A 21,764-nucleotide genomic window follows, 5' to 3' on the forward strand; every position below is an offset into this window, starting at 1 on the left:
CCAATGGAGCTTCGCATGAGCACCGCGACCAGGCCTTATCCCATTGTCCAGGACCTCATCGAGTCCTTTGCAAGCTGGCTGAAGCATCGCCGCGAGCTGAACGAGATCCGGCAGCTCGACCGCGCCGATTTCGATCGCATCGCGCAAGATCTGCGGATCGCGCCTGACGATCTCGAGGAGCTGGTCCGCCACGGCAAGCACGCCGCCGACGAGCTGCCGAAGATGCTGGAGCAGCTCGGCATCAGCGCCGAAGGGCTTGGCCGCGCGCATCCGCTGCTGCTGCGCGACATGGAGCGGGTGTGCGCTCTTTGCAGCCACAAGGGCCAGTGCGATCGCGAGCTGGCCGACGGCACCGCCGCGGAGAACTATCACGGCTTCTGCGCCAATGCGTCAACGCTGGAGTCGCTCGATCGGGCGGATCACGCGTCGCACTGAAGCGCCGCGGGAGATTTTGCTAGCGCGCGCAATTACCAATGCCTGCCTTTGATCAGGGGTATTGATGGCTGCTGCTGCCCGCAGCGATGCAATAGTGAACGGACATCGTCGGTCCGAAAAATTCATCAGCTCTGACTCGACAACACCTTGGTATCTTGCAGCGCCCTGCGATGTCGTGCCAAGGGATAGACGATGCAGGACAACCGCAACAATTTGGCGGCTCTCAATAACGCCGAATGGTGTGCCGCAGTTTGGCGGTCGCATGGGCTGCCGGTAGAGCAAGCTCATGGCATGTGGTTTTGCTCCCGTCCAACGCCACAATATTATCCCAACATCGTGACGGTCGATGCTGGAGCAGACCCCGTTATCCAAACCGGATTCATTGCTGAGCTGGCTCGCGACAACGACCTCGGCCTCAGCGTGAAGGACAGCTTTTCTTGCCTTAACTTGTCGCTCGCGGGCTTTCAAATTCTGTTCGACGCTCGGTGGCTCTGCCGGAGGCAATCCGCGCCGCCAATTATAACGGACGCACTTGATTGGCGCCGTATTGTCGATGGGCCAGGTCTGGCGGCGTGGGAGCAGGCTTGGCGCGGCACCGATCCAGAATCTCAGCGCATATTCCGCGCCGAGCTGTTGGAGGACCACCGCGTTTGCGTCCTTGCGGGCTTCGACGAGATGGACATGATTTGCGCTGGCGGGATCGCGTACGACGCAGCCGGCGCAACTGGGGTCACGAATATTTTCGGCTCACGCCAGCAATTCCTGAACGCCGTGGTTACGCTGTTCGGTCCGACCGAGATCGTCTGCTATGAGCATGGGCAAGACTTGGCGCACGCGGTGGATCTCGGTTTTGTGCAGCTGGGTGGCCTAAGGGTGTGGACTCGTATCGCATAGGATTACGGTGCACTTAGCTGCCTGCGAAAAGTCAGTTTTTTCGTGCACCATAACCAACAGCTTTACGGCTCAAGATTCAATTGATCCATTCTTGTCGACCTCGCCAGCGTCAACCCTTGCCGCCGACACGGGCCTCTGTCATCAAAATATTGGACCGATCTTGGCCATGCCGCCGTCGACGGCTCAAAGAGGCTGTTAGCGTCATGAGAGTCACCACTGTTGCGCTCGCTCTTCTCCTGCTCGTACCGCTTGGAGTTGGTCATGCCGCAGAAACGCGCCCTCAGGGCAAGAACTGCGATCTTGCTGAGCCACCCGCAGACGCGGGAGAAGAAACGAATCACGGCATGGTGCTGCGCGTCTACCCTCGCGCCAAAGAGATCGGGCCAGACTACTCCGGCTGCCAACTCTTGATGATGCAAAGCAACGAAGAATGGATCGTTGTTTTATACACCGAGGTGATAGCCGGCGACCCCGTTCGTGTCTGGTCTGAGTTTGAACCCGACCCAGCCAAGTTTTCTTGTCGGTTCAAGGCTGGAAAGTTGGTCTCGGGCAACGAAGATGTTTGCCCAGCACCACAGTACCTGTTGATGCGATCGCTCGCGCCTGGCTGCGTGTCCGCGATCCGCGAGGAAATCAACAAGCGCACGCCAAGGCCAGTAGGTTGTGACTACGACTAGTGGCAATGACGCTCAACCTTTCGCTCCAGCGGACAGCAAAAATACCGCGACCGATTGTCAGCCCTTCGCCATCGCCGCAATCGCGTCCGCGATCTCGATCGTGCGCCGCGCCATGTCGGCGTGCAGCCGCTCCACCATGGCGCCGTCGAGACGGATCGCGCCGCGCGAGACGTTCTCCGGCAATTCGAACGCGGCGATGATCTTTCGGGCGCGCGCGACGTCCTCTTCGGGCGGGGTGAAGATCGCGTTGCAGGCTTCGATCTGCGAAGGGTGAATCAGCGTCTTGCCGTCAAAACCGAGATCGCGGCCTTGCGCGCATTCGGTGGCGAAACCATCGGGATTGGCGATGTCGCTGTAGGGGCCGTCGAGGATTTCGAGGCCATGGGCGCGCGTCGCCAGGATGCAATGGGTGATCATCGGGATCATCGCGGCGCGGCCCGGCAGCATCTTGATGCGCGTCTCGCGCGAGATGTCGTTCGGGCCGAACACGAAGCCTGACAGGCGCCTCTTGGGATCGCGCCCCGCGGCGGCCAGTTCCTCGGCATGCAGCACGGCGCGTGCGGTCTCGATCATGGCCCACACTTTTACGGTCGGCGCCGCGCCGAGCTCGGCGAGACGGCGGCCGATCGTGTCGAGGTCCTCGACGCTTGAAACCTTTGGAACCAGGATGCCGTCGGGCGAGGCCTTCGCCGCCATCGCGACGTCGTCGGCCCACCAGGGCGTGTCGAGGCCGTTGGTCCGGATCAGGATCTCGCGCTTGCCGAACCCTTTGGCCGCGATCGCGGCGGCGATGCCGTCGCGTGCCACCGCCTTGGCATCGGGCGCGACGGAGTCTTCCAGATCGAGGATCAGGCCGTCGGCGCCGAGATTACGCGCCTTTTCCAGCGCGCGGGGGTTGGAGCCGGGCATGAACAAATGGCTGCGGCGCGGGCGGGTCATGCAAGCGTTCCTTCCGGTTTCTCGTCTCACTTCCGACCGAAGCCGATAGCATCTGGCCTGCCTATTCGAAAGGCTTGTTCGTCCCAGCGGTATATGATTAGCCATAGGCCATGACCACATTCCCAGAGCATTTGCTGGAAGGCTACAAGGCCTTCGCCACCCAGCGGCTGCCGACCGAGCAGACCCGCTACCGCGAGCTGTCGGTGAAGGGGCAGTTCCCTGAAGTGATGGTGATCGGCTGCTGCGATAGCCGCGTCTCACCCGAAGTGATCTTCGACGTCGGGCCGGGCGAACTCTTCGTGGTCCGCAACATCGCCAATCTGGTGCCGGTGTATCAGCCCGACGGCAACGCGCATGGCGTCTCGGCGGCGCTGGAATATGCCGTGACGGTGCTGAAGGTGAGGCACATCGTGGTGCTCGGCCACGCGCAGTGCGGCGGCATCCGCGCCTTTGTCGACAAGATCGAGCCGCTCACGCCGGGCGACTTCATCGGCAAATGGATGCAGATGTTCATCAAGCCCGGCGAGGTGGTGGAGCAGCGCGATCACGAGACCATGGCGCAATTCGTCGAGCGCATCGAGAAGGCCGCGGTGTTCCGCAGCCTGGAAAACCTGATGACCTTCCCGTTCGTGCAGAAGGCGGTCGAGAGCGGCCAGATGCAGACCCACGGCGCCTATTTCGGCGTCGCGGAGGGATCGCTGTTCGTGCTGGACAAGGCGGCGAAGGAATTCAGGAACGCGCGCGAGGTGGCGTAAGTCTCGTAGGGTGGGCAAAGCGAAGCGTGCCCACCAATTCTATCGTAATCGCGGAATGATGGTGGGCACGGCGCGATGCGCCTTTGCCCACCCTACGAGACCGATGACAGCTCCTACGCCGCCTTCTTCTTCGCGCTGATCAGCTTGCGGTTGATCAGGACTTCCGCGATCTGGATCGCGTTGAGCGCGGCGCCCTTGCGCAGATTATCCGAGACGCACCACAGCACGATACCATTCTCCACCGTCGCGTCCTCGCGGATGCGGCTGATATAGGTGGCGTCCTCGCCGGCGGCTTCATACGGCGTGGCGTAGCCGCCGGGCTCATGCTTGTCGATGACGAGACAGCCCGGCGCCTTGCGCAGGATGTCGCGCGCTTCGTCCGCGCTGATCGGGTTCTCGAACTCGATGTTGACGGCCTCGGAATGGCCGACGAAAACCGGCACGCGCACGCAGGTCGCGGAGAGCTTGATCTTGGGATCAAGAATCTTCTTGGTCTCCGCCATCATCTTCCACTCTTCCTTGGTGTAGCCGTCCTCCATGAAGACGTCGATCTGGGGGATGACGTTGAAGGCGATGCGCGCCGGAAACTTCTTATTGACCAGCTCCTGGTTGGTGTAGACGGCCTTGGTCTGCGAGAACAATTCGTCCATCGCGTCCTTGCCGGCGCCCGACACCGATTGATAGGTCGAGACCACGACGCGCTTGATCGTCGCCTTGTCGTGCAGGGGCTTGAGCGCGACCACGAGCTGCGCGGTCGAGCAGTTCGGGTTGGCGATGATGTTCTTCTTCTTGAAGCCCGCGGTCGCGTCCGCATTCACTTCCGGCACGATCAACGGCACGTCCGGGTCCATGCGCCAGGCCGAGGAATTGTCGATCACGACCGTGCCGGCGGCGCCGATCTTCGGCGACCATTCCTTCGACACCTCGCCGCCGGCCGACATCAGACAGATGTCGACGTCGGAGAAGTCGTAATGCTCGAGCGCTTTGACCTTCAGCGTGCGGTCGCCGTAGGAGACTTCGACGCCCATGCTGCGGCGTGACGCCAGGGCCACCACCTCGTCCGCGGGGAATTTGCGCTCATCGAGAATGTTGAGCATTTCCCGTCCGACATTGCCGGTCGCGCCGACGACTGCGACTTTGTAACCCATCGTTCACTCTCCGACGAAAAAGCCCTTTCCTGAAGCTGAGGCTTAAACAGGAAGAGCAGCGCTTCTATGCGAGAACCGGCCTCAAGACAACGTTGGACCATGCCTTAGGGACGTGGATGCAGTCGCCTGAGGCCAGCACGGCCGCAAACCCCACCCAGATCCATCTGGCGCTTGCAGCCTTCGCCGACGAGGTCGTCGGCACGCTGGCGCGCCTGTTCGCCTATGTGGGGGCTTTGGTGCTGTTTGCCATCCTCGGCCTTGCCGCACTCGGCCAGCTGCCAACCTTGCGCGACGACGATCTGGCGCTGAAGCCGGGTTGGGCCGTGGCCGACCGCTCGCCTCCGGGCTTCGCCCTCAGCCGGCTCGATTCGACAGAAAAAACAGCCTCTTACACTATCTTGAGGCACCCCGAAGGCGGCCGCAGGGACGTGATGCGCTGGGCGGGCGAGGCGGACAAGCCCATGGCCGAGTTCATGGCCGAGCTCGAAATCTATCGCGAGGGCGGCGAATTCGACGTCACTCGTCCGGCCGCCGCCGATCTGGCCGTCCGGATGGGACTGGGCACCGCGACCCCGCTGGAGCAAGCCGGCCTGATCGACACGAAATTCGGCCCCGTCGCCCTATTCCAGCCGACCGGCACGGCGGAGGGCGCGCGGGCCTGCCTCGGCTACCTCAAGCGCAGCGAGGAGCCGGCGCTCCAGATCTCCGGATTCTCCTGCCAGGGCGACAGCCTGCCCGCCCGGCGCGCGGCGATCGCCTGCACGCTGAACCGGCTGACGCTGCTGACCTCGGGCAACGAGCCGAAGCTGGCCGAATTGTTCGCCCATGCGGAGCTGAAGCGCCGTCCCTGCGCGCCCCCGGGTTCGTCGGATTGGCTGCTCGGCGCCGCCAATGCGCAATTGCGCGGCGCGCTCTGACCGGCATCAAGCTCAAGTGGCTGTATCCATGCAACTTTTGCCGGCGCGCACGATTATTCAGCGCTGGTGTGACCCAATAGACCTAGTTGCAGCTGCCCCGGCCGGGTTAGTATGGGGGTGAAATTGATTGGCGGCTTGCCGCCTGAAGGGGACGTGATGAGCTCGAATTTCTCTGCCGCGAACAAACTGGCGATGTGGCTTGCGGCCGGCGCCGTGATTGCCATGTCCTCAGCCTTCGCGACACCCGCCTCGGCCGACACCAAGAAGCAGCGCTATGACAGCGGCCGTCACTATTACGGCCCGAGCGGCCCCAATGCGAGCTATCAGCAGGGCCGCACCCGCATCTATGTGAGCAAGCGCTCCTGGCTCGACGGCGGCACCGAGGTCAATCCGGGCGACCGCAAGTTCTCCGACTACGCCTTCCCGCCGGCGGTGGGCTATCCGACCTTCGCGCGCGAAAATCTCAATCGCCCGATCGATCGCCAGCCGCTGAGCACGCCGCAGGATGTTGGCGGCTATCCGCAGAATTTCCCGCTGTACTGAGGCGGGATTATCGACCGAATCAAAATGGCCGGGCTCGCGCCCGGCCATTTTTTTTGAGATGTCGGCGACGCGCGTCGTTACGCGTGGAGCTTCTGCAATTCCTTCAGGATCGCTTCGCCCATCTGCGTGGTCGAGGCGGACGTGGTGCCTTCCGACTTGATGTCGGCCGTGCGCAGGCCGCTGGCCAGCACCGCGGCGATCGCGGCGTCGACCTTATCGGCGAGCGCGCCCATGTCGAAGGAATAACGCAGCGCCATGCCGAACGACGAGATCATCGCGATCGGATTGGCGAGGCCCTGGCCTGCGATATCTGGCGCCGAGCCGTGCACGGGCTCGTACAGCGCCTTGCGCTTCTTGCTCTTGACGTCGACCTCGCCGAGCGAGGCCGAGGGCAGCATGCCGAGCGATCCCGTCAGCATCGCCGCGATGTCGGACAGCATGTCGCCGAACAGATTGTCGGTGACGATGACGTCGAACTGCTTCGGCCATTTCACCAGCATCATGCCGCCGGAATCGGCGAGCTGGTGCTCGAGCGTGACGTCGGGATATTCGCGCTTGTGGACCTGGGTCATGACCTCGTTCCAGAGCACGCCCGACTTCATGACGTTGCGCTTCTCCATCGACGTGACCTTGTTCTTGCGCTTCTTCGCAAGCTCGAAGGCGACGCGGCCGATGCGCTCGATCTCATAGGTGTCGTAGACCTGGGTATCGATGGCACGCTTCTGGCCGTTGCCGAGATCGGTGATGGTCTTGGGCTCGCCGAAATAGACGCCGCCGGTGAGCTCGCGCACGATCATGATGTCGAGGCCCTCGACCGCCTCGCGCTTCAGGCTCGAGGCCTCCGCGAGCGCCGGGTAGCACACGGCGGGACGCAGGTTGGCGAACAGACCGAGATCCTTGCGCAGGCGCAGCAGGCCGGCTTCGGGGCGCACCTCGTAGGGCACCGCGTCCCATTTGGGACCGCCGACCGCGCCGAAGATGATGGCGTCTGCATCCTTGGCCTTGGCCATGTCGCCTTCCGAGATCGACACCTTGTGCGCGTCATAGGCCGAACCGCCAACGAGGCCGGTGTCGGTCTCGAACTTGGCGATCCCGGCCGAATTGAGCCAGTCGATCAGCCGCTTCACCTCGCCCATCACCTCGGGGCCGATACCGTCGCCGGGAAGCAGCAGCAGTTTGTGGGTCGCCATGGTCGTTCTTCCTCCGTTTCGTCTTGGCCGGGCTTGACCCGGCCATCCACGTCTTGCCTCGGGTGCAGAAGAACGTGGATGCCCGGCACAAGGCCGGGCATGACGGCATCTCGTGAATTTCGGCCGGAGTGCTAGAGCGGCGATGCGTGCTTGGCAAGACACCATTGCCGCCTCGCGGCTGTGCAAGGCGGGCAGGGCCTGCCACACTGCGCATGCCGGAGTACCTCCTTTGCACGCCCCTGACCGTCCCCCGCCCGACGCGCACCCCGCGCGGCTGATCCTGACCCTGTCGCTGGCGGCGACGGTCGGGCTAGGCATCGGCCGCTTCGCCTATTCGCTGGTGCTGCCGGACATGCGGGAGGACCTCGGCTGGTCCTACTCGGCGGCCGGTTTCATGAACACCATCAACGCCGTCGGCTACCTCGCGGGAGCGCTTGTGGCGTCCCGGCTGATCCAGAGGGTCGGCTGGTCGGCCGCTATCCGGGGCGGAACCCTGGCCTGCGTCGTCGCGCTCGCGACTTGCGCGCTGACCGGGAATTTCGTCGCGCTGAGCCTGGCCCGTCTGGTGCTGGGCGTTGGCGCCGCGGCGGGCTTCGTCGCCGGCGGCGCGCTGGCGGCATCCATCGCGCAGTCGCGCCCGGAGCGGGCCAATTTCCTGCTCAGCCTGTTCTATGCCGGGCCCGGCATCGGCATTCTGGCATCGGGCCTGATCGCCCCGTTCACGCTGCAATATTTCGGGCCGGGCTCGTGGTGGATCGTGTGGTGGGCGATGACCCTGCTGTCCGTCGTCATGACTGTGCCGCTGTTCCTGGTCCGCATCGAGAGTGGCGTGCGTTTCTCGCAAGGCGGCCACGGCGCCTTCGCGATTCTCCCCGTGCTGATCTATCTCGCCGGCTACTTCCTGTTTGGCGCGGGCTACATCGCCTACATGACCTTCATGATCGCCTATGTGCGCGACGGCGGCGGCGGGGCCGCGGCACAGGCCGGGTTCTGGAGCCTGATCGGCTTGAGCGCCTTCGTCACGCCGTGGGCCTGGCGCGGCGTGCTCGCGCTCGATCGCGGCGGGCTGGCCACCGCGATCATTCTCGGCACCAACGCGCTCGGCGCCGCCCTGCCGATGCTCGGGCATTCGCCGGCATGGCTCGCGGTCTCGGCAATCGTGTTCGGCGTCGCCTTCTTCGCCGTGGTCGGCTCGACCACCGCCTTCGTGCGGTTCAACTATCCGCCCGAGGTATGGCCGACCGCGATCGCGGCGATGACGATCTCGTTCGGCGTCGGCCAGACGCTGGGGCCGATCGTGGTCGGCGCCATCACGGATGCACTGGGGAGCTTGAGTTACGCGCTGAATGTGTCGGCCGCGCTGCTGGCGCTGGGCGCGGTTGCGGCGTTGTGTCAGCGAAAGGTGGGGCCGGCTAAATAGCTGGTGTCGTCCCGGCGAAGGCCGGGACCCATACCGCGTGATCTATCGATGGGTGCAGGCGAGAGTACAGTGGGAGGACGCTTCACTACGAGTCCCCGCCAAACGTCTCCCTGTGGTTATGGGTCCCGGCCTTCGCCGGGACGACGATCAGGTTAACTCGCGGAGCTAACTCCCGCTGAACGAATTGTACCCCTGGTCTTCCCAATAGCCGCCCTTATAGTCGTTGGTGACTTCCATCGACACCACGTATTTCGGGTTCTTGAAGCCGAGCTTGGTCGGCACGCGGATCTTCATCGGGAAGCCGTAGGCGCGCGGCAGGATTTCGCCGGCGTATCTGAACGTCATCTGGGTTTGCGGATGCAGCGCGGTGCGCATATCGAGCGGCGAATTGTAGCCGTCCTTGTCGGCGCACTGGAACCAGACGTACTTCGCACGCGTGTCGGCGCCGATCAGCTTGAGGAAGTCGCGCATCGGCGTGCCGGTCCAGCTGCCGATCGCGCTCCAGCCCTCGACGCAGATGTGACGCGTGATCTGCGTGACCTGCGGCAGCTTGTACAATTCCGGAAGCGTCCACGACTTCTTGTTGTCGACGAGGCCGCGGACTTCGAGCTTCCAGTCGGCACCGTCGACGTCAGGCGCGTCGTCGAGATCGTAATAGGCGTTAAACGGAAAGGGCTTTGTGATCGCGCTCTCGGGAAACGTCGGCGCCAGTGCGTCGGGATTGAAGATGAAATCCTGCACGGCGTCGTTGAATTTCGAAACCGACTTCAGCATCTCCTCGGCGGAGGACGAGTCGATCACGTCGCAGCCGGTTAGCAGCGTCAGCGCGCCGAGGCTGGCGCCGCCCGCGATGAAGCGGCGGCGGCTGACCTCTGGCATCGTCTTGATGGAGTCCTTGATCAGCAGCCGCTTGTCGACGCCGGGGATCAGGAATGAGCGCTTGGCCATGGTTCTCTCTCCGCTCTAGCGGCCGATGATCATCGCACGCAGGCTCTTCGGCACCAGCAGCGCGAGTAAAACGTGAATGACGAGGAACGCGCAGATCGCGGCCATGCAGAAGAAATGGATGTAGCGCGCGGTCGGATAGTCGCCGAACAGGCTCACGAGCCAGTGCAGCTGCACCGGCTTCCACATTCCCAGCCCCGACAGCACGATAATCACGCCGACCAGGATAATGCCGGCATAGAGCACGCGCTGCACGTAGTTATAGACGGTGAGATCGGCATGGCCGAGCTTGAAGGTCAGGGCAGCCCTGACGTCGTGAAGCACGCCGGACGGGGTGATCGGCAGCAGTTTTTTGCGGAAGCGGCCGGTAGCAAAACCGGTGACGAGATAGGCAAGGCCGTTGATCATCAACAGCCACATCGCCGCAAAGTGCCAGAGCAGGCCGCCACCGAGCCAGCCGCCGAGCGTGTAGTCGCGCGGAAAGCTGAAGCCGAACAGCGGCGAGGCATTGTAGATCTGCCAGCCCGACAGGATCATCAGGATCATGGCGAGGGCGTTGATCCAGTGCATGACCCGGACCCAGGCCGGCTGGATCACTTTGGCCGGGGTGGCGCTGACCTGCTCGTCGGTGGCAGTGAGGCTCGACATGGCGGTTCCGTCCTGAACATCGTCTGACAGCAATTATACGCCGATGCTTCCGCTTTCGTTACGCCCTGCCCGGCATCGAATCGATACCGGCGGACTATCATGGTCACAATAAAGCGAGCCGGGTACCCCCGGCTCGCCATTTCGTCGCATCCGGTTCGGGGATGAAGCCGGGTCGCGCGGTATTTACGTCGCCGGCATCAGCACGGTGTCGACCACATGGATCACGCCGTTCGACTGATTGACGTTGGAGATCGTCACCATCGAGGTGCCGCCCTTGGCATCGACGATCCAGACCTTGCCGTCCATCTTCTTCACCGTCAGCTCCTCGCCTTCGGCGGTCTTCATCTTCTTGCCGTCGGCGAGATCGGACGCCTCGAGCTTGCCGGGCACCACATGATAGGTGAGGATCTTGGTCAGCGTCGCCTTGTTCTCGGGCTTGACCAGGGTATCGACGGTGCCGGCCGGCAGCTTGCCGAAGGCGGCGTTGGTCGGCGCGAACACCGTGAACGGGCCCTTGCCTTCCAGCGTCGGCACCAGGCCGGCCGCCTTCACCGCCGCCACCAGCGTGGTGTGGTCCTTCGAGTTGACGGCGTTCTGGACGATGTTCTTTGACGGGAACATCGCGGCGCCGCCGACCATGACGGTCTTTTCCTCGGCGCGGGCGGGCGCGACGACGGTCGCGGTGATGGCCAGGGTGCTGAAAGCTGCAGCAGCGAGATAGGCAATGCGCTTCGACATGGAGAGTCTCCCGATTGGATGATGACCGGCGATTGCCGGCGTTCGAGTTGGGCAACAACGGTGGCTGCGACCTGTGAGCGTGAAGCAGCAGCGACGTCGTTGGCTCGAATTACGGGAGGTTTTGCGAAGCGGTTTCGAATAAAACTTCTTTGTGATGCGTGAAACTAAGTGCGGGTGTGTTCGTGGGGTGCGTCATTGCGAGGAGCGAAGCGACGAAGCAATCCAGGCTGCCACCACGGATGCACCGCTGGATTGCTTCGCTTCGCTCGCAATGACGAGCCTCGACGATCTACCTGCCGCTCAATCCCTGTTGTGCGGCGTCTGAATGAATCCGCGGTTATGCGTCGGGCTGATCAAGAGTTCGTTGATGCACACCCGCGCCGGCATGCTCGCGATGAAGGCGATGGTGCGGCCGAGATCTTCGGATTGCAGCATCCTGGCCTGCTCCTCCTCGCTTGGCACCACCGGGCGCAGCTTCAGGATCGGGGTCGCCACCTCGCCCGGCATCAGGCAACAGGCGCGCAAGCCGTTGACGCATTCGTCCATATTGAAGGAATGGGTCAGCGCCAACACCGCATGCTTGGTCGTGGTGTAGGCCGGGCCCGGCATTTTCGAGACGTGGCGGCCGGCCCAGGACGAGACGTTGATGATGGAGCCGTCCTGCTGCTTGCGCATCGTCGGCAGCACCGCGCGCAAGCAATAGAGCACGCCGTTGAGGTTGACCTGAACCAGCTTGTCCCAGCCCTTCAGTTCCATGTCCTGCCAGCTGCGCTTGGGGACATTGATGCCGGCATTGTTCACCAGCAGGTCGATCCGGCCGTGCTTCGCGACGATTTGATCGGCGGCCTTCTGGGCCGCAGCGGCGACCGACACGTCCAGCGCGATGGCTTCAGCGGCTCCACCCGCCCCAGTGATCTTCGCGACCACGGTATCGAGGGCGTCCTTGCGCCGGCCCGAGACCACCACCGTCCAGCCGTCGGCCGCCAGCGCCTCGGCGCCGGCCTCCCCGATCCCGCTGCCCCCGCCTGTCACCCAGGCCACGCGTTTCCCGTTTTTGGTCATGCAAACTGTCTCCGTTGCTTCATCGGGGCGGTTTTTGCTAATCCAGCCCTCGGTTTTGACCGGCCTTGTCTGACGAGCCTTGTGGTCAAGCCTTGCAGTCAAGCCTTGCGGTCGAGGAAATCTTGCATGAACCAAGCTGCCAACGCCAATCTGTTTTCCCGCCTGTTCGACGGCCTGGACGATCCGAAGCGCCTCGCGATCGAGACGCACGACGGCGGCCGCATCAGCTATGGCGATCTGATCGCCCGGGCCGGACAGATGGCCAATGTGCTGGTCGCGCGCGGCGTGAAGCCCGGCGACCGCGTTGCGGTTCAGGTCGAAAAATCCGTGGCCAACATCGTGCTGTATCTGGCCACGGTGCGGGCCGGCGCGGTCTACCTGCCGCTCAACACCGCCTATACGCTGAACGAGCTCGACTATTTCATCGGCGATGCCGAGCCCTCGCTGGTGGTCTGCGATCCCGCCAAGGCGGAAGGCCTCGCCCCCATCGCCGCCAAGGTGACGGCGAAAATCGAGACGCTCGGGCCTGACGGCAAGGGCTCGCTGACGGATGCCGCCGACAAGGCAAGCAGCGAATTCACCACGGTGCCGCGCGCAAACGACGATCTCGCCGCGATCCTCTACACGTCCGGCACCACCGGCCGCTCCAAAGGCGCGATGCTGACCCACGACAATCTGGCGTCGAACTCGCTCTCGCTCGTCAGCTTCTGGCGCTTCACCGAAAAGGACGTGCTGATCCACGCGCTGCCGATCTACCACACCCACGGCCTGTTCGTGGCGACCAACGTGACGCTGTTTGCGCGCGCGTCGATGATCTTCCTGCCGAAGCTCGACCCGGATCTGATCATCAAGCTGATGGCGCGCGCTACGGTGCTGATGGGCGTGCCGACGTTCTACACCCGCCTGCTCCAGAACGCCGCGCTGTCGCGCGAAACCACACAACACATGCGGCTGTTCATCTCGGGCTCGGCGCCGCTGCTCGCCGAAACCCATCGCGAATGGTCGGCGCGCACGGGGCATGCCGTGCTCGAGCGCTACGGCATGACCGAGACCAACATGAACACGTCGAATCCCTACGACGGCGAACGCGTGCCCGGCGCAGTCGGCTTTCCGCTCCCCGGCGTCTCCGTGCGCGTCACGGAGCCCGAGACTGGCAAGGAACTGCCGCGTGACGAAATCGGCATGATCGAGGTCAAGGGCCCCAACGTGTTCAAGGGCTATTGGCGCATGCCGGAGAAGACCAAGGCGGAATTCCGCGACGACGGCTTCTTCATCACCGGCGACCTCGGCAAGATCGACGCCAAGGGTTACGTCCACATTCTCGGCCGCGGCAAGGATCTCGTCATCTCCGGCGGGTTCAACGTCTACCCGAAGGAAATCGAGAGCGAGATCGACGCCATGCCCGGCGTGATCGAATCCGCCGTGATCGGCGTGCCCCACGCCGATTTCGGCGAGGGCGTCACGGCCGTGCTGGTCTGCAACAAGGGCGCCGATGTGACCGAGGCCGCGGTGCTGAAGGCGCTCGACGGCCGGCTGGCGAAGTTCAAGATGCCCAAACGCGTCTTCGTGGTCGACGAGCTGCCGCGCAACACCATGGGCAAGGTGCAGAAGAACGTGCTGCGGGATATTTACAAGGATCTTTACGCGAAGAAGTAGGGGCGCAATCGCTCCGGGCTTGGGGGACATGAACCGAGAGCAAGCTAAGAAGATACACAAGCACCTGCTCGATGCTGCCGCAGCATTCCGGCGAGCGGAGGCCGCGATCGTCGATGTTGGCGATGACGGTCGAAAGCTGTTTGCAGACCCGCTCGTAACGGCGGTTTTCCATTTGCAATTCAAGCTTCTGCGACTGATCTACAAGCGATTTCCGGATCTTGAACCGCCGGGACGGCCTGCCACCATCGACAGCACACTCCGGTGGGAAGACGTTTCACTTCCGTCCTCTGTGCTGGAGACCGATTTGGATCGCGTCATTTTCTCTGTCATGAAGCCGCGATGGCAGACGGTCGCAATGGTCCTGTACTGCGCGGTTGAGAGGGTCGAAAAGGAAGAAGCGTTAGCGGCTCCCGTCGATTTTGAGGTCTTTGCGGCCCGCATTCAGGCGTTGGTTGAGGCCGATCTTCTGGAGGCGCAAGGCAATCTTCAAATGTGGGGCCACAGCGAAGTGAGATTGAAGGACCGGTCGGTTAACTAGCGCCCATCAGACTCAGCACAAACCTGCTGCCGACGATGAACAGATAGCACCCGAACGCGACCTCCAGCCTCCGCTTGGACATCGCATGCGCGGCTCTCACGCCGAGCGGAGCTGTCACAAGGCTCATCGGCATCACCAGCACGGCGCCGATCAGGGAGACGTAGCCGAGCGCGAATGGGACTTGCAGGGCTGCAACGCCGGGATAGTGCGCCGCCGCAGGCCAGCCGGCATAGATGTAGCCGAGCGCACCGGGGATCGAGATCAGCACCGCGAGCGCCGACGATGTCGCCACGGCCTGATGGATCGGGCGGCCGTAGAAGGTCATCAGCAGGTTCGAGAACAGGCCGCCGCCGATGCCCATCAAGGTCGACAAAATGCCGACGCAGAAGCCGTAGAATCGCATCAGCGGCCCCTTCGGCAGATCATCGCCGAGCTTCCAGCTCTCGCGCGCGAAGATCAGCCGTACCGCGGCCGACCAGGCGACGGCGACGAACACGATCTTGAACAGCCGCTCCGGCGCGTAGCGGGCGACCACGCTGCCGGCGACGACGCCGACCAGGATCGGCAGCCACCAGACCCGAAGGATCGCAAGATCGACGGCGCCGCGCTTGTAATGCGCTTGGAACGAACGGATCGAAGTCGGGATGATGACAGCGAGCGAAGTGCCGATGCAGAGCGGCATGCGCACCTCGAGCGGCACACCGGCGATGCGGAAGCACTCGTAGAATACCGGCACCAGAATCGCGCCGCCGCCAATGCCGAACACGCCGGCCAAAAATCCGGAGAGCGCGCCGGTTGCGATCAGCAACAGCGCGAGTTCGACGATCTCCTTGATATCGAGTCCTGCAATCACCCCTGACCTGCCCCGGCGGTGGTCGCAACTTCTCCGATGCATCGCTCGGACAGCTGCCCGCAATGCTCTAGGCGATCTGATTTGTCGGGTCGACCGCCGCATCGGCGGTCTGGGGTGGGATGCAGGCTGCGCATATCCGCCCGTCTCGCGAAAAATCGGTGCGCTTGGCGGAAATTGGAAATTGCTCGCTGATCAGCCCTGCCGGTTCGAACGTCAGGAATGACTGGTTCGAACCCTGGTTGGCCTGTGGCGGCTTAGAGCCGTTCCAATAGTAATTTCAATGCGCCGCAGCTTTGGGGCAAGACCTGAATTTTGGTTCTGTCTTTAGCCGGTGCGCCATGGCCCTGGTATACCAAGCCGCCGATTGGCCTTGTTACATCAAGGGCCTAGAGCTGAACCCAAGTTCGATCTATGGCGATTTGGTGATTGCGCAGGTGAAATCGACTCCGTAAATAGAGCCGACCTTTCGCGATCCCCGCGCGCCCATGCTGGGCCGCAATAAAGCAATCGAAGCCCATGACCGCACGGATCGAACGACCGCTTTCGCCACACATGCAAGTCTACCGCTGGACGTTGACGATGGCGCTCTCCATCGTTCATCGCGCCACCGGGATTGCCCTCTACGCCGGAACGCTGCTGCTGGCCTGGTGGCTGATTGCGGCGGCCTCGGGCCCCGCCGCCTATAGCCACGTCCAGGCCTTCACCGGCAGCATCATCGGCCGGCTGATCGTGTTCGGCTTCACCTGGGCGCTGATGCACCACATGCTCAGCGGCATCCGGCATTTCGTCTGGGACCTCGGCTACGGCTTCAAGGCCAATGAGCGCGAAGCGTTGACCTGGGGCGCGTTGATCGGTGGCATCGTGCTCACGGTCCTCGTCTGGATCATCGCCTACGCGATCGGAGGCGGACGATGAGTTTCGACGAATCCCACGGCTCTCCGAAGGGTTCCTCCATGCGCACCCCGCTCGGCCGCGTGCGCAATCTCGGCGCGGCGCATTCGGGCACGTCCGATTTCTGGCGCCAGCGCATCACCGGCGTCGCCATGACGCTGCTGATGATCCCCGTGATCGTGATCGTGATGATGCTGCTCGGCCGCAACCAGGCCGGCGCCGCACAGATCCTGGGCTCGCTGCCGGTCGCGGTGATCCTGCTGCTCTTCATCTTCGCCAGCGCCTGGCACATGAAGATCGGCATGCAGGTCGTGATCGAGGACTACATTCATAACGAGAAGCTGAAGCTCATCTCGATCATGCTCAACAACTTCTTCTCGTTCGCCGTGGCGCTCGCCTCGACCTACGCGATCCTGAAACTTTCCTCCGGAGTCTAACCCATGGCCACAGAGACCAATGGCAAGGGCAACGGCGCTCCCGCCACCAACGGCAAAGCCTATCCGATCGAAGACCACACCTATGATGTCGTCGTGGTCGGCGCCGGCGGCGCGGGCTTGCGCGCCGTGGTCGGCTGCAGCGAAGCCGGCCTCCGCACCGCCTGCATCACCAAAGTGTTTCCGACCCGCTCGCACACCGTCGCGGCGCAGGGCGGCATCTCGGCGTCGCTCGGAAACATGCACAAGGACGACTGGCGCTGGCACATGTACGACACCGTGAAGGGGTCGGATTGGCTGGGCGACCAGGACGCGATCGAATACATGGTGCGCAACGCGCCCGAGGCAGTCTACGAGCTCGAGCATTGGGGCGTGCCGTTCTCGCGCACCGAAGACGGCAAGATCTACCAGCGTCCGTTCGGCGGCATGACGATGGACTACGGCAAGGGCCAGGCGCAGCGCACCTGCGCCGCCGCCGACCGCACCGGCCACGCCATGCTGCACACGATGTACGGCCAGTCGCTGCGCCACGCGGCCGAGTTTTTCATCGAGTTCTTTGCCATCGACCTGATCATGGACGACCAGGGCACCTGCCGCGGCGTCATCGCGCTCAAGCTCGACGACGGCACGCTGCACCGCTTCCGCGCCCAGACCGTGATTCTCGCGACCGGCGGCTATGGCCGCGCCTATGCGTCCTGCACCTCGGCGCACACCTGCACCGGCGATGGCGGCGGCATGGTCCTGCGCGCCGGCCTGCCGATGCAGGACATGGAGTTCGTGCAGTTCCACCCGACCGGCATCTACGGCTCGGGCTGTCTCGTCACTGAAGGCGCGCGCGGCGAAGGCGGTTATCTCGTCAACTCCGAGGGCGAGCGCTTCATGGAGCGCTATGCGCCCTCGGCGAAGGATCTGGCCTCGCGTGACGTCGTCTCGCGCGCGATGACCATCGAGATCCGGGAGGGGCGCGGCGTCGGCAAGAAGAAGGACCACATCTTCCTTCATCTCGATCATCTCGATCCCGCCGTGCTGGCCGAGCGCCTGCCGGGCATCTCGGAATCCGCAAAGATCTTCGCCAATGTCGACGTGACGCGCGAACCGATCCCGATCGTGCCGACCGTGCACTACAACATGGGTGGTATCCCGACGAACTATCACGGCGAAGTCCTGACCAAGAAGGACGGCGACGACAACGCCATCATCCCGGGCCTGATGGCGATCGGCGAGGCCGCTTGCGTTTCCGTGCACGGCGCCAACCGCCTCGGCTCCAACTCGCTGATCGACCTCGTCGTGTTCGGCCGCGCCGCGGCGCTGCGCCTCGCCGAGAAGCTCACGCCGAACGCCAGCCAGCCGGAGCTGCCGGCGAATTCGTCCGACCTGGCGCTCGGCCGGCTCGACCATTATCGCTACGCCTCCGGCGGCACGCCGACCGCCAAGCTGCGCGAAGGCATGCAGCACGTGATGCAGAACAATTGCGCGGTGTTCCGCACCGGCGACATCCTGAGCGAAGGCCAGAACCTGATCGAGAAGGTCCATAGCGGCATCACCGACATCGCCGTGTCCGACCGCTCGCTGGTGTGGAATTCCGACCTGATTGAGACGCTCGAATTCGACAATCTGATCGCGCAGGCGGTGGTGACGATGAACTCGGCCGCCAACCGCACCGAGAGCCGCGGCGCGCATGCCCGCGAGGATTTCTCCGACCGCGACGACAAGAACTGGATGAAGCACACGCTGGCCTGGCTGGAAGATTCCGGCAAGGTCAAGATCGAGTACCGCCCGGTTCACGACTACACCATGACCAACGACGTCCAGTACATCCCGCCGAAAGCTCGCGTTTACTAAACGGCGCGCGTGTACTGAACGAACAGCGAAAGCTTTATCGAAATGGTTGAATTCGCACTTCCGAAGAACTCCAAGATCAGCGGCGGCAAGACCTGGCCGAAGCCCGCGGGCGCGACTGAAACTCGCGAATTCCGCGTCTATCGCTGGAACCCGGACGACGGCAAGAATCCCAGCGTCGACACCTATTATGTCGACACCCATGATTGCGGGCCGATGGTGCTGGACGGCCTGATCTGGATCAAGAACAACATCGACCCGTCGCTGACCTTCCGCCGCTCCTGCCGCGAAGGCGTCTGCGGCTCCTGCGCGATGAACATCGACGGCCAGAACACGCTGGCCTGCACCCGCTCGATGCACGACGTGAAGGACGGCGCGGTGAAGATCAATCCGCTGCCGCACCAGCCTGTCGTGAAGGACCTCATCCCCGACCTCACCAATTTCTACGCGCAGTACGCTTCGGTCGAGCCGTGGCTGAAGACGACCTCGCCGACGCCGCAGAAGGAATGGAAGCAGAGCCACGAAGACCGCGAGAAGCTCGACGGGCTCTACGAGTGCATCCTCTGCGCCTGCTGCTCGACCTCGTGCCCGAGCTATTGGTGGAACAGCGAGCGCTATCTCGGTCCCGCCGCGCTGCTCCAGGCCAACCGCTGGGTGTCGGATTCGCGGGATGAAGCCACCGGCGAGCGGCTCGACAATCTCGAGGACCCGTTCCGCCTCTATCGCTGCCACACCATCATGAACTGCGCCAAGGCCTGCCCGAAGGGCCTCAACCCGGCGGAAGCCATCGCCGAGCTCAAGCTCAAGATGGTCGAGCGCCAGATCTAGGCGTCATTCATGCTGCGATCCCCGGCCGGAATGGCCGGGGCATTCTACGGCGGGCGCGTATTCGAGCAGATTTTGCCTCCGCCCCTGCGCGGGCAAGCCGACGACTTGCAACCTCAGGTTCCCGCCACAAGCCGCTTCCTTCCCGGCGCGAAATTCAAGTAAGCTCTCCGGTGTGGGACCGGAGCGACCGTGCAGGGCGCACAACGCAATTCGCTGAGATTGCTGCAGTGGATGATGGCTGCGTCCCTGGCGCTGCCGATTGCGCTGTTCGCGATCGCCGCCTCGATCTCCTACACCTCGACCAAAGACATCGCCGACCGCGAGATCGAGCGCACCCTCGATGTCGCGCATGAGCATGCGCTCAAGGTGTTCGAGACCATCGACCGCAGCCTCGCCGAGATCAACGAGGTGGTGCGCGGCATGCCCGACGACATCATCCGCTCGCGCGAGCCGGCCCTGCACCGCCGCCTGAAGCAGCTGACCGATTCGCTGCCGCAGCTCAAATCGGCCTGGATCTTCGATGCGGACGGAAAGTCGCTGGTCAACAGCCTGGCCTCGCCGCCGCCGGCGCAGAGCTTTGCGGACCGTGACTACTTTGCCGCCCATGTCGACCAGACCATCGGCAGCTACATCGGAGTCCCGCTGACGCCGCGCCAGCCCTATCAGGGCGCGCGCTTCTTCGGGGTCAGCCGCCGCCGCGGCTCCGACGACGGCAGCTTCATCGGCGTGATCCAGGCCTCCGTCCTGCCGGAATATTTCGAGAGCTTTTACGCCAGGATCGGCTCCGATCCCGGCAGCTTCCTCGCCATGGCACGCACCGACGGCGTGGTGCTGGCGCATCTTCCGCGGCTGGACCGCGACCTCAGGCTCGATCCCAACGGTCCGGTCGGCCGCAGCATCGCAGCTCACCCCGAGCATGGCCTCATCACCATCGCCTGGCCATCGGACCAGGTCGAGCGGCGCATCGGCTACCGACGCATCGCCGAATACCCGATCTATGTCAGCGCGGGGTTGGAGACTTCGGCAATCCGCGCGCGCTGGTTCGCCACCATGGGCCAGCATCTGGTGTTCGGCATTCCCGCCACCGCGCTGCTGTTTCTGCTGCTGGCGTTCGCGTTCCGGCGCACCCAGCATCTCCAGGCCGAGGCCGCCGCGCGGCGCGAAGCCGAGGAGGCGCTCAAGCACAGCCAGCGCCTGGAGGCGCTCGGCCAGCTCACCGGCGGCGTCGCGCACGACTTCAACAACCTCCTGACCGTGATTCGCGCCTCGGTCGACCTGCTGAACCGGCCGCAGCTGAGCGAGGAGCGGCGCCAGCGCTACATCACCGCCATCGCGGACGCGGTCGGGCGCGCGGCCAAGCTGACCTCGCAGCTGCTCGCATTCGCGCGGCGCCAGACCTTGAAGCCGGAAGTGTTCGACGTCGGCGCGCGGCTGCAGTCGCTGAACGACATGCTCGCGACGCTGCTCGGACCCGCGATCGAAATCGCGATGCGGCTGCCGGCCGAGCCCTGCCTCGTCAATGCCGATGCCAGCCAGTTCGAGACGGCGCTGATCAACATGGCGACCAATGCGCGCGATGCCATGCACGGCAAGGGCAGGATCGTCTTCAACGTCGAGGCCGCGGCGACCATTGCGGACACGCGGGCTCCCGTCTCGGGCAACCCTGATCTTTCAGGCAGCCAAGACCTTCCTGGCAAACATGGCTTCGTCGGCATTGCCGTCAGCGACACCGGCATCGGCATTCCGGCTGCGAGGCTGGAGCGCATCTTCGAGCCGTTCTTCACCACCAAGCAGGTCGGCCACGGCACCGGTCTCGGCCTGTCGCAGGTGTTCGGCTTCGCCCGGCAGTCCGGCGGCGAGGTGACAGTCACCAGCGAGGTCGGCCACGGCAGCACCTTCTCGCTCTATCTGCCGCGCGTGGCGCCGCATTTGCTGCCGCAGCGGCAGGCACCGAACACGGCGCCGGCCGTGGCCGGCAGCGGCATGTCGGTGCTGCTGGTCGAGGACAATATCGAGCTCGCCAATTTCGCGGCCGACGGCCTCACCGAGCTCGGCTACAGCATCACGCTGGTCGACAATGCAACCGACGCACTCGCCGAGCTGGTCATGGATTCCGATCGCTTCGATGTCGTTTTCTCGGACATCGTGATGCCCGGCATGACCGGTCTCGATCTCGCGCAGGCGGTCCGCGACCGCGGCATCGGCGTGCCGGTGGTGCTGACCACCGGCTACAGCGAGGCGCTGTCCCAGGACGGCAAGGTCGATTTCGAGCTCGTGCAGAAGCCCTACGCGATCGATCAGCTGTCGCGCGTGCTGCACCGGCTCGCACGGCGCCGGGTGCGCGACGGCGCCGCCGAATGAGCTGACGCCGGGAACCGGCGGGAACCTTTTGATTTCTCTTGCGTTATCCGGCC

General features: G+C 63.8%; 22 protein-coding genes. 14 read left to right on the forward strand and 8 right to left on the reverse strand.

Annotation, left to right across the window (positions count from 1 at the left end; genetic code table 11):
* Positions 1 to 15: 15 nt before the first annotated feature.
* From AC0L3U_RS15795 to AC0L3U_RS15805, 3 genes are all read left to right on the forward strand, one after another.
* Positions 16 to 435, forward strand: a complete 420-nt coding sequence (locus tag AC0L3U_RS15795; RefSeq protein WP_473362327.1) for a hypothetical protein — start codon at positions 16 to 18, stop codon at positions 433 to 435.
* A gap of 192 nt (positions 436 to 627) precedes the next feature.
* Positions 628 to 1,329 (forward strand): hypothetical protein, encoded by a 702-nt coding sequence (locus AC0L3U_RS15800; RefSeq protein WP_473362328.1) that lies wholly within the window; start codon positions 628 to 630, stop codon positions 1,327 to 1,329.
* 203 nt (positions 1,330 to 1,532) lie between these two features.
* Positions 1,533 to 2,006, forward strand: coding sequence for a hypothetical protein (locus AC0L3U_RS15805; RefSeq protein WP_473362329.1), 474 nt, complete (start codon positions 1,533 to 1,535; stop codon positions 2,004 to 2,006).
* A 57-nt stretch (positions 2,007 to 2,063) separates the two neighbouring features.
* Here the strand turns inward: AC0L3U_RS15805 and AC0L3U_RS15810 are convergent, their stop codons facing one another.
* On the reverse strand, positions 2,064 to 2,945 hold the full coding sequence (locus tag AC0L3U_RS15810; RefSeq protein WP_473362330.1) for an HpcH/HpaI aldolase/citrate lyase family protein: 882 nt from the start codon (positions 2,943 to 2,945) through the stop codon (positions 2,064 to 2,066).
* Between the two features lie 110 nt (positions 2,946 to 3,055).
* On the opposite strand from AC0L3U_RS15810, the gene AC0L3U_RS15815 reads away from it, so the two are divergent.
* Positions 3,056 to 3,700, forward strand: coding sequence for a carbonic anhydrase (locus AC0L3U_RS15815; RefSeq protein WP_473362331.1), 645 nt, complete (start codon positions 3,056 to 3,058; stop codon positions 3,698 to 3,700).
* A gap of 113 nt (positions 3,701 to 3,813) precedes the next feature.
* On the opposite strand, the gene AC0L3U_RS15820 is transcribed toward AC0L3U_RS15815, so the two are convergent.
* Positions 3,814 to 4,848 (reverse strand): aspartate-semialdehyde dehydrogenase, encoded by a 1,035-nt coding sequence (locus AC0L3U_RS15820; RefSeq protein WP_473362332.1) that lies wholly within the window; start codon positions 4,846 to 4,848, stop codon positions 3,814 to 3,816.
* 116 nt (positions 4,849 to 4,964) lie between these two features.
* On the opposite strand from AC0L3U_RS15820, the gene AC0L3U_RS15825 reads away from it, so the two are divergent.
* Both AC0L3U_RS15825 and AC0L3U_RS15830 read left to right on the forward strand, forming a co-directional pair.
* Positions 4,965 to 5,765, forward strand: coding sequence for a hypothetical protein (locus tag AC0L3U_RS15825; RefSeq protein WP_473362333.1), 801 nt, complete (start codon positions 4,965 to 4,967; stop codon positions 5,763 to 5,765).
* A 156-nt stretch (positions 5,766 to 5,921) separates the two neighbouring features.
* On the forward strand, positions 5,922 to 6,308 hold the full coding sequence (locus tag AC0L3U_RS15830) for a hypothetical protein (protein ID WP_027566362.1): 387 nt from the start codon (positions 5,922 to 5,924) through the stop codon (positions 6,306 to 6,308).
* 77 nt (positions 6,309 to 6,385) lie between these two features.
* Here AC0L3U_RS15830 and leuB read toward each other — a convergent pair whose 3' ends face one another.
* Positions 6,386 to 7,498 carry a 3-isopropylmalate dehydrogenase gene (gene leuB / locus AC0L3U_RS15835; protein WP_473362334.1) on the reverse strand — a complete coding sequence of 371 codons (1,113 nt, stop codon included), beginning with the start codon at positions 7,496 to 7,498 and terminating at the stop codon, positions 6,386 to 6,388.
* 229 nt (positions 7,499 to 7,727) lie between these two features.
* On the opposite strand from leuB, the gene AC0L3U_RS15840 reads away from it, so the two are divergent.
* Positions 7,728 to 8,918 carry a YbfB/YjiJ family MFS transporter gene (locus AC0L3U_RS15840; protein ID WP_473362376.1) on the forward strand — a complete coding sequence of 397 codons (1,191 nt, stop codon included), beginning with the start codon at positions 7,728 to 7,730 and terminating at the stop codon, positions 8,916 to 8,918.
* A gap of 165 nt (positions 8,919 to 9,083) precedes the next feature.
* Here the strand turns inward: AC0L3U_RS15840 and AC0L3U_RS15845 are convergent, their stop codons facing one another.
* The 4 genes from AC0L3U_RS15845 to AC0L3U_RS15860 form a co-directional block, all read right to left on the reverse strand.
* Entirely contained in the window at positions 9,084 to 9,866 is a 783-nt protein-coding gene (locus AC0L3U_RS15845) for a molybdopterin-dependent oxidoreductase (protein ID WP_473362335.1), read from the reverse strand.
* 15 nt (positions 9,867 to 9,881) lie between these two features.
* Positions 9,882 to 10,511, reverse strand: coding sequence for a cytochrome b/b6 domain-containing protein (locus AC0L3U_RS15850; protein ID WP_473362336.1), 630 nt, complete (start codon positions 10,509 to 10,511; stop codon positions 9,882 to 9,884).
* A gap of 183 nt (positions 10,512 to 10,694) precedes the next feature.
* Entirely contained in the window at positions 10,695 to 11,249 is a 555-nt protein-coding gene (locus AC0L3U_RS15855; RefSeq protein ID WP_473362337.1) for a fasciclin domain-containing protein, read from the reverse strand.
* A 300-nt stretch (positions 11,250 to 11,549) separates the two neighbouring features.
* Entirely contained in the window at positions 11,550 to 12,311 is a 762-nt protein-coding gene (locus tag AC0L3U_RS15860; protein WP_473362338.1) for an SDR family oxidoreductase, read from the reverse strand.
* Between the two features lie 126 nt (positions 12,312 to 12,437).
* On the opposite strand from AC0L3U_RS15860, the gene AC0L3U_RS15865 reads away from it, so the two are divergent.
* Together AC0L3U_RS15865 and AC0L3U_RS15870 are read left to right on the forward strand one after the other, a co-directional pair.
* Positions 12,438 to 13,967 carry a malonate--CoA ligase gene (locus AC0L3U_RS15865; RefSeq protein WP_473362339.1) on the forward strand — a complete coding sequence of 510 codons (1,530 nt, stop codon included), beginning with the start codon at positions 12,438 to 12,440 and terminating at the stop codon, positions 13,965 to 13,967.
* Positions 13,968 to 13,995: 28 nt separating this feature from the next.
* On the forward strand, positions 13,996 to 14,505 hold the full coding sequence (locus AC0L3U_RS15870) for a hypothetical protein (RefSeq protein ID WP_473362340.1): 510 nt from the start codon (positions 13,996 to 13,998) through the stop codon (positions 14,503 to 14,505).
* Here AC0L3U_RS15870 and AC0L3U_RS15875 read toward each other — a convergent pair.
* Positions 14,498 to 15,358, reverse strand: a complete 861-nt coding sequence (locus AC0L3U_RS15875) for a sulfite exporter TauE/SafE family protein (RefSeq protein ID WP_473362341.1) — start codon at positions 15,356 to 15,358, stop codon at positions 14,498 to 14,500. The two genes, AC0L3U_RS15870 and AC0L3U_RS15875, sit on opposite strands and share 8 nt — an antisense overlap.
* Positions 15,359 to 15,874: 516 nt before the next feature.
* Here AC0L3U_RS15875 and sdhC point away from each other — a divergent pair.
* The 5 genes from sdhC to AC0L3U_RS15900 all read left to right on the forward strand — a co-directional run bounded on the left by sdhC (position 15,875) and on the right by AC0L3U_RS15900 (position 21,711).
* Positions 15,875 to 16,273 (forward strand): succinate dehydrogenase, cytochrome b556 subunit, encoded by a 399-nt coding sequence (gene sdhC / locus AC0L3U_RS15880; RefSeq protein WP_473293580.1) that lies wholly within the window; start codon positions 15,875 to 15,877, stop codon positions 16,271 to 16,273.
* Positions 16,270 to 16,686 (forward strand): succinate dehydrogenase, hydrophobic membrane anchor protein, encoded by a 417-nt coding sequence (sdhD, locus tag AC0L3U_RS15885; protein ID WP_473293579.1) that lies wholly within the window; start codon positions 16,270 to 16,272, stop codon positions 16,684 to 16,686. Before sdhC ends, sdhD begins: the two co-directional genes overlap by 4 nt.
* 3 nt (positions 16,687 to 16,689) lie before the next feature.
* Entirely contained in the window at positions 16,690 to 18,525 is a 1,836-nt protein-coding gene (gene sdhA, locus AC0L3U_RS15890; protein WP_473362342.1) for a succinate dehydrogenase flavoprotein subunit, read from the forward strand.
* Positions 18,526 to 18,567: 42 nt separating this feature from the next.
* Entirely contained in the window at positions 18,568 to 19,350 is a 783-nt protein-coding gene (locus tag AC0L3U_RS15895; RefSeq protein WP_027566351.1) for a succinate dehydrogenase iron-sulfur subunit, read from the forward strand.
* A 189-nt stretch (positions 19,351 to 19,539) separates the two neighbouring features.
* Positions 19,540 to 21,711, forward strand: coding sequence for an ATP-binding protein (locus tag AC0L3U_RS15900; protein WP_473362343.1), 2,172 nt, complete (start codon positions 19,540 to 19,542; stop codon positions 21,709 to 21,711).
* Positions 21,712 to 21,764: the final 53 nt, after the last annotated feature.

The organism is Bradyrhizobium sp. Kon69, from assembly GCF_055807515.1.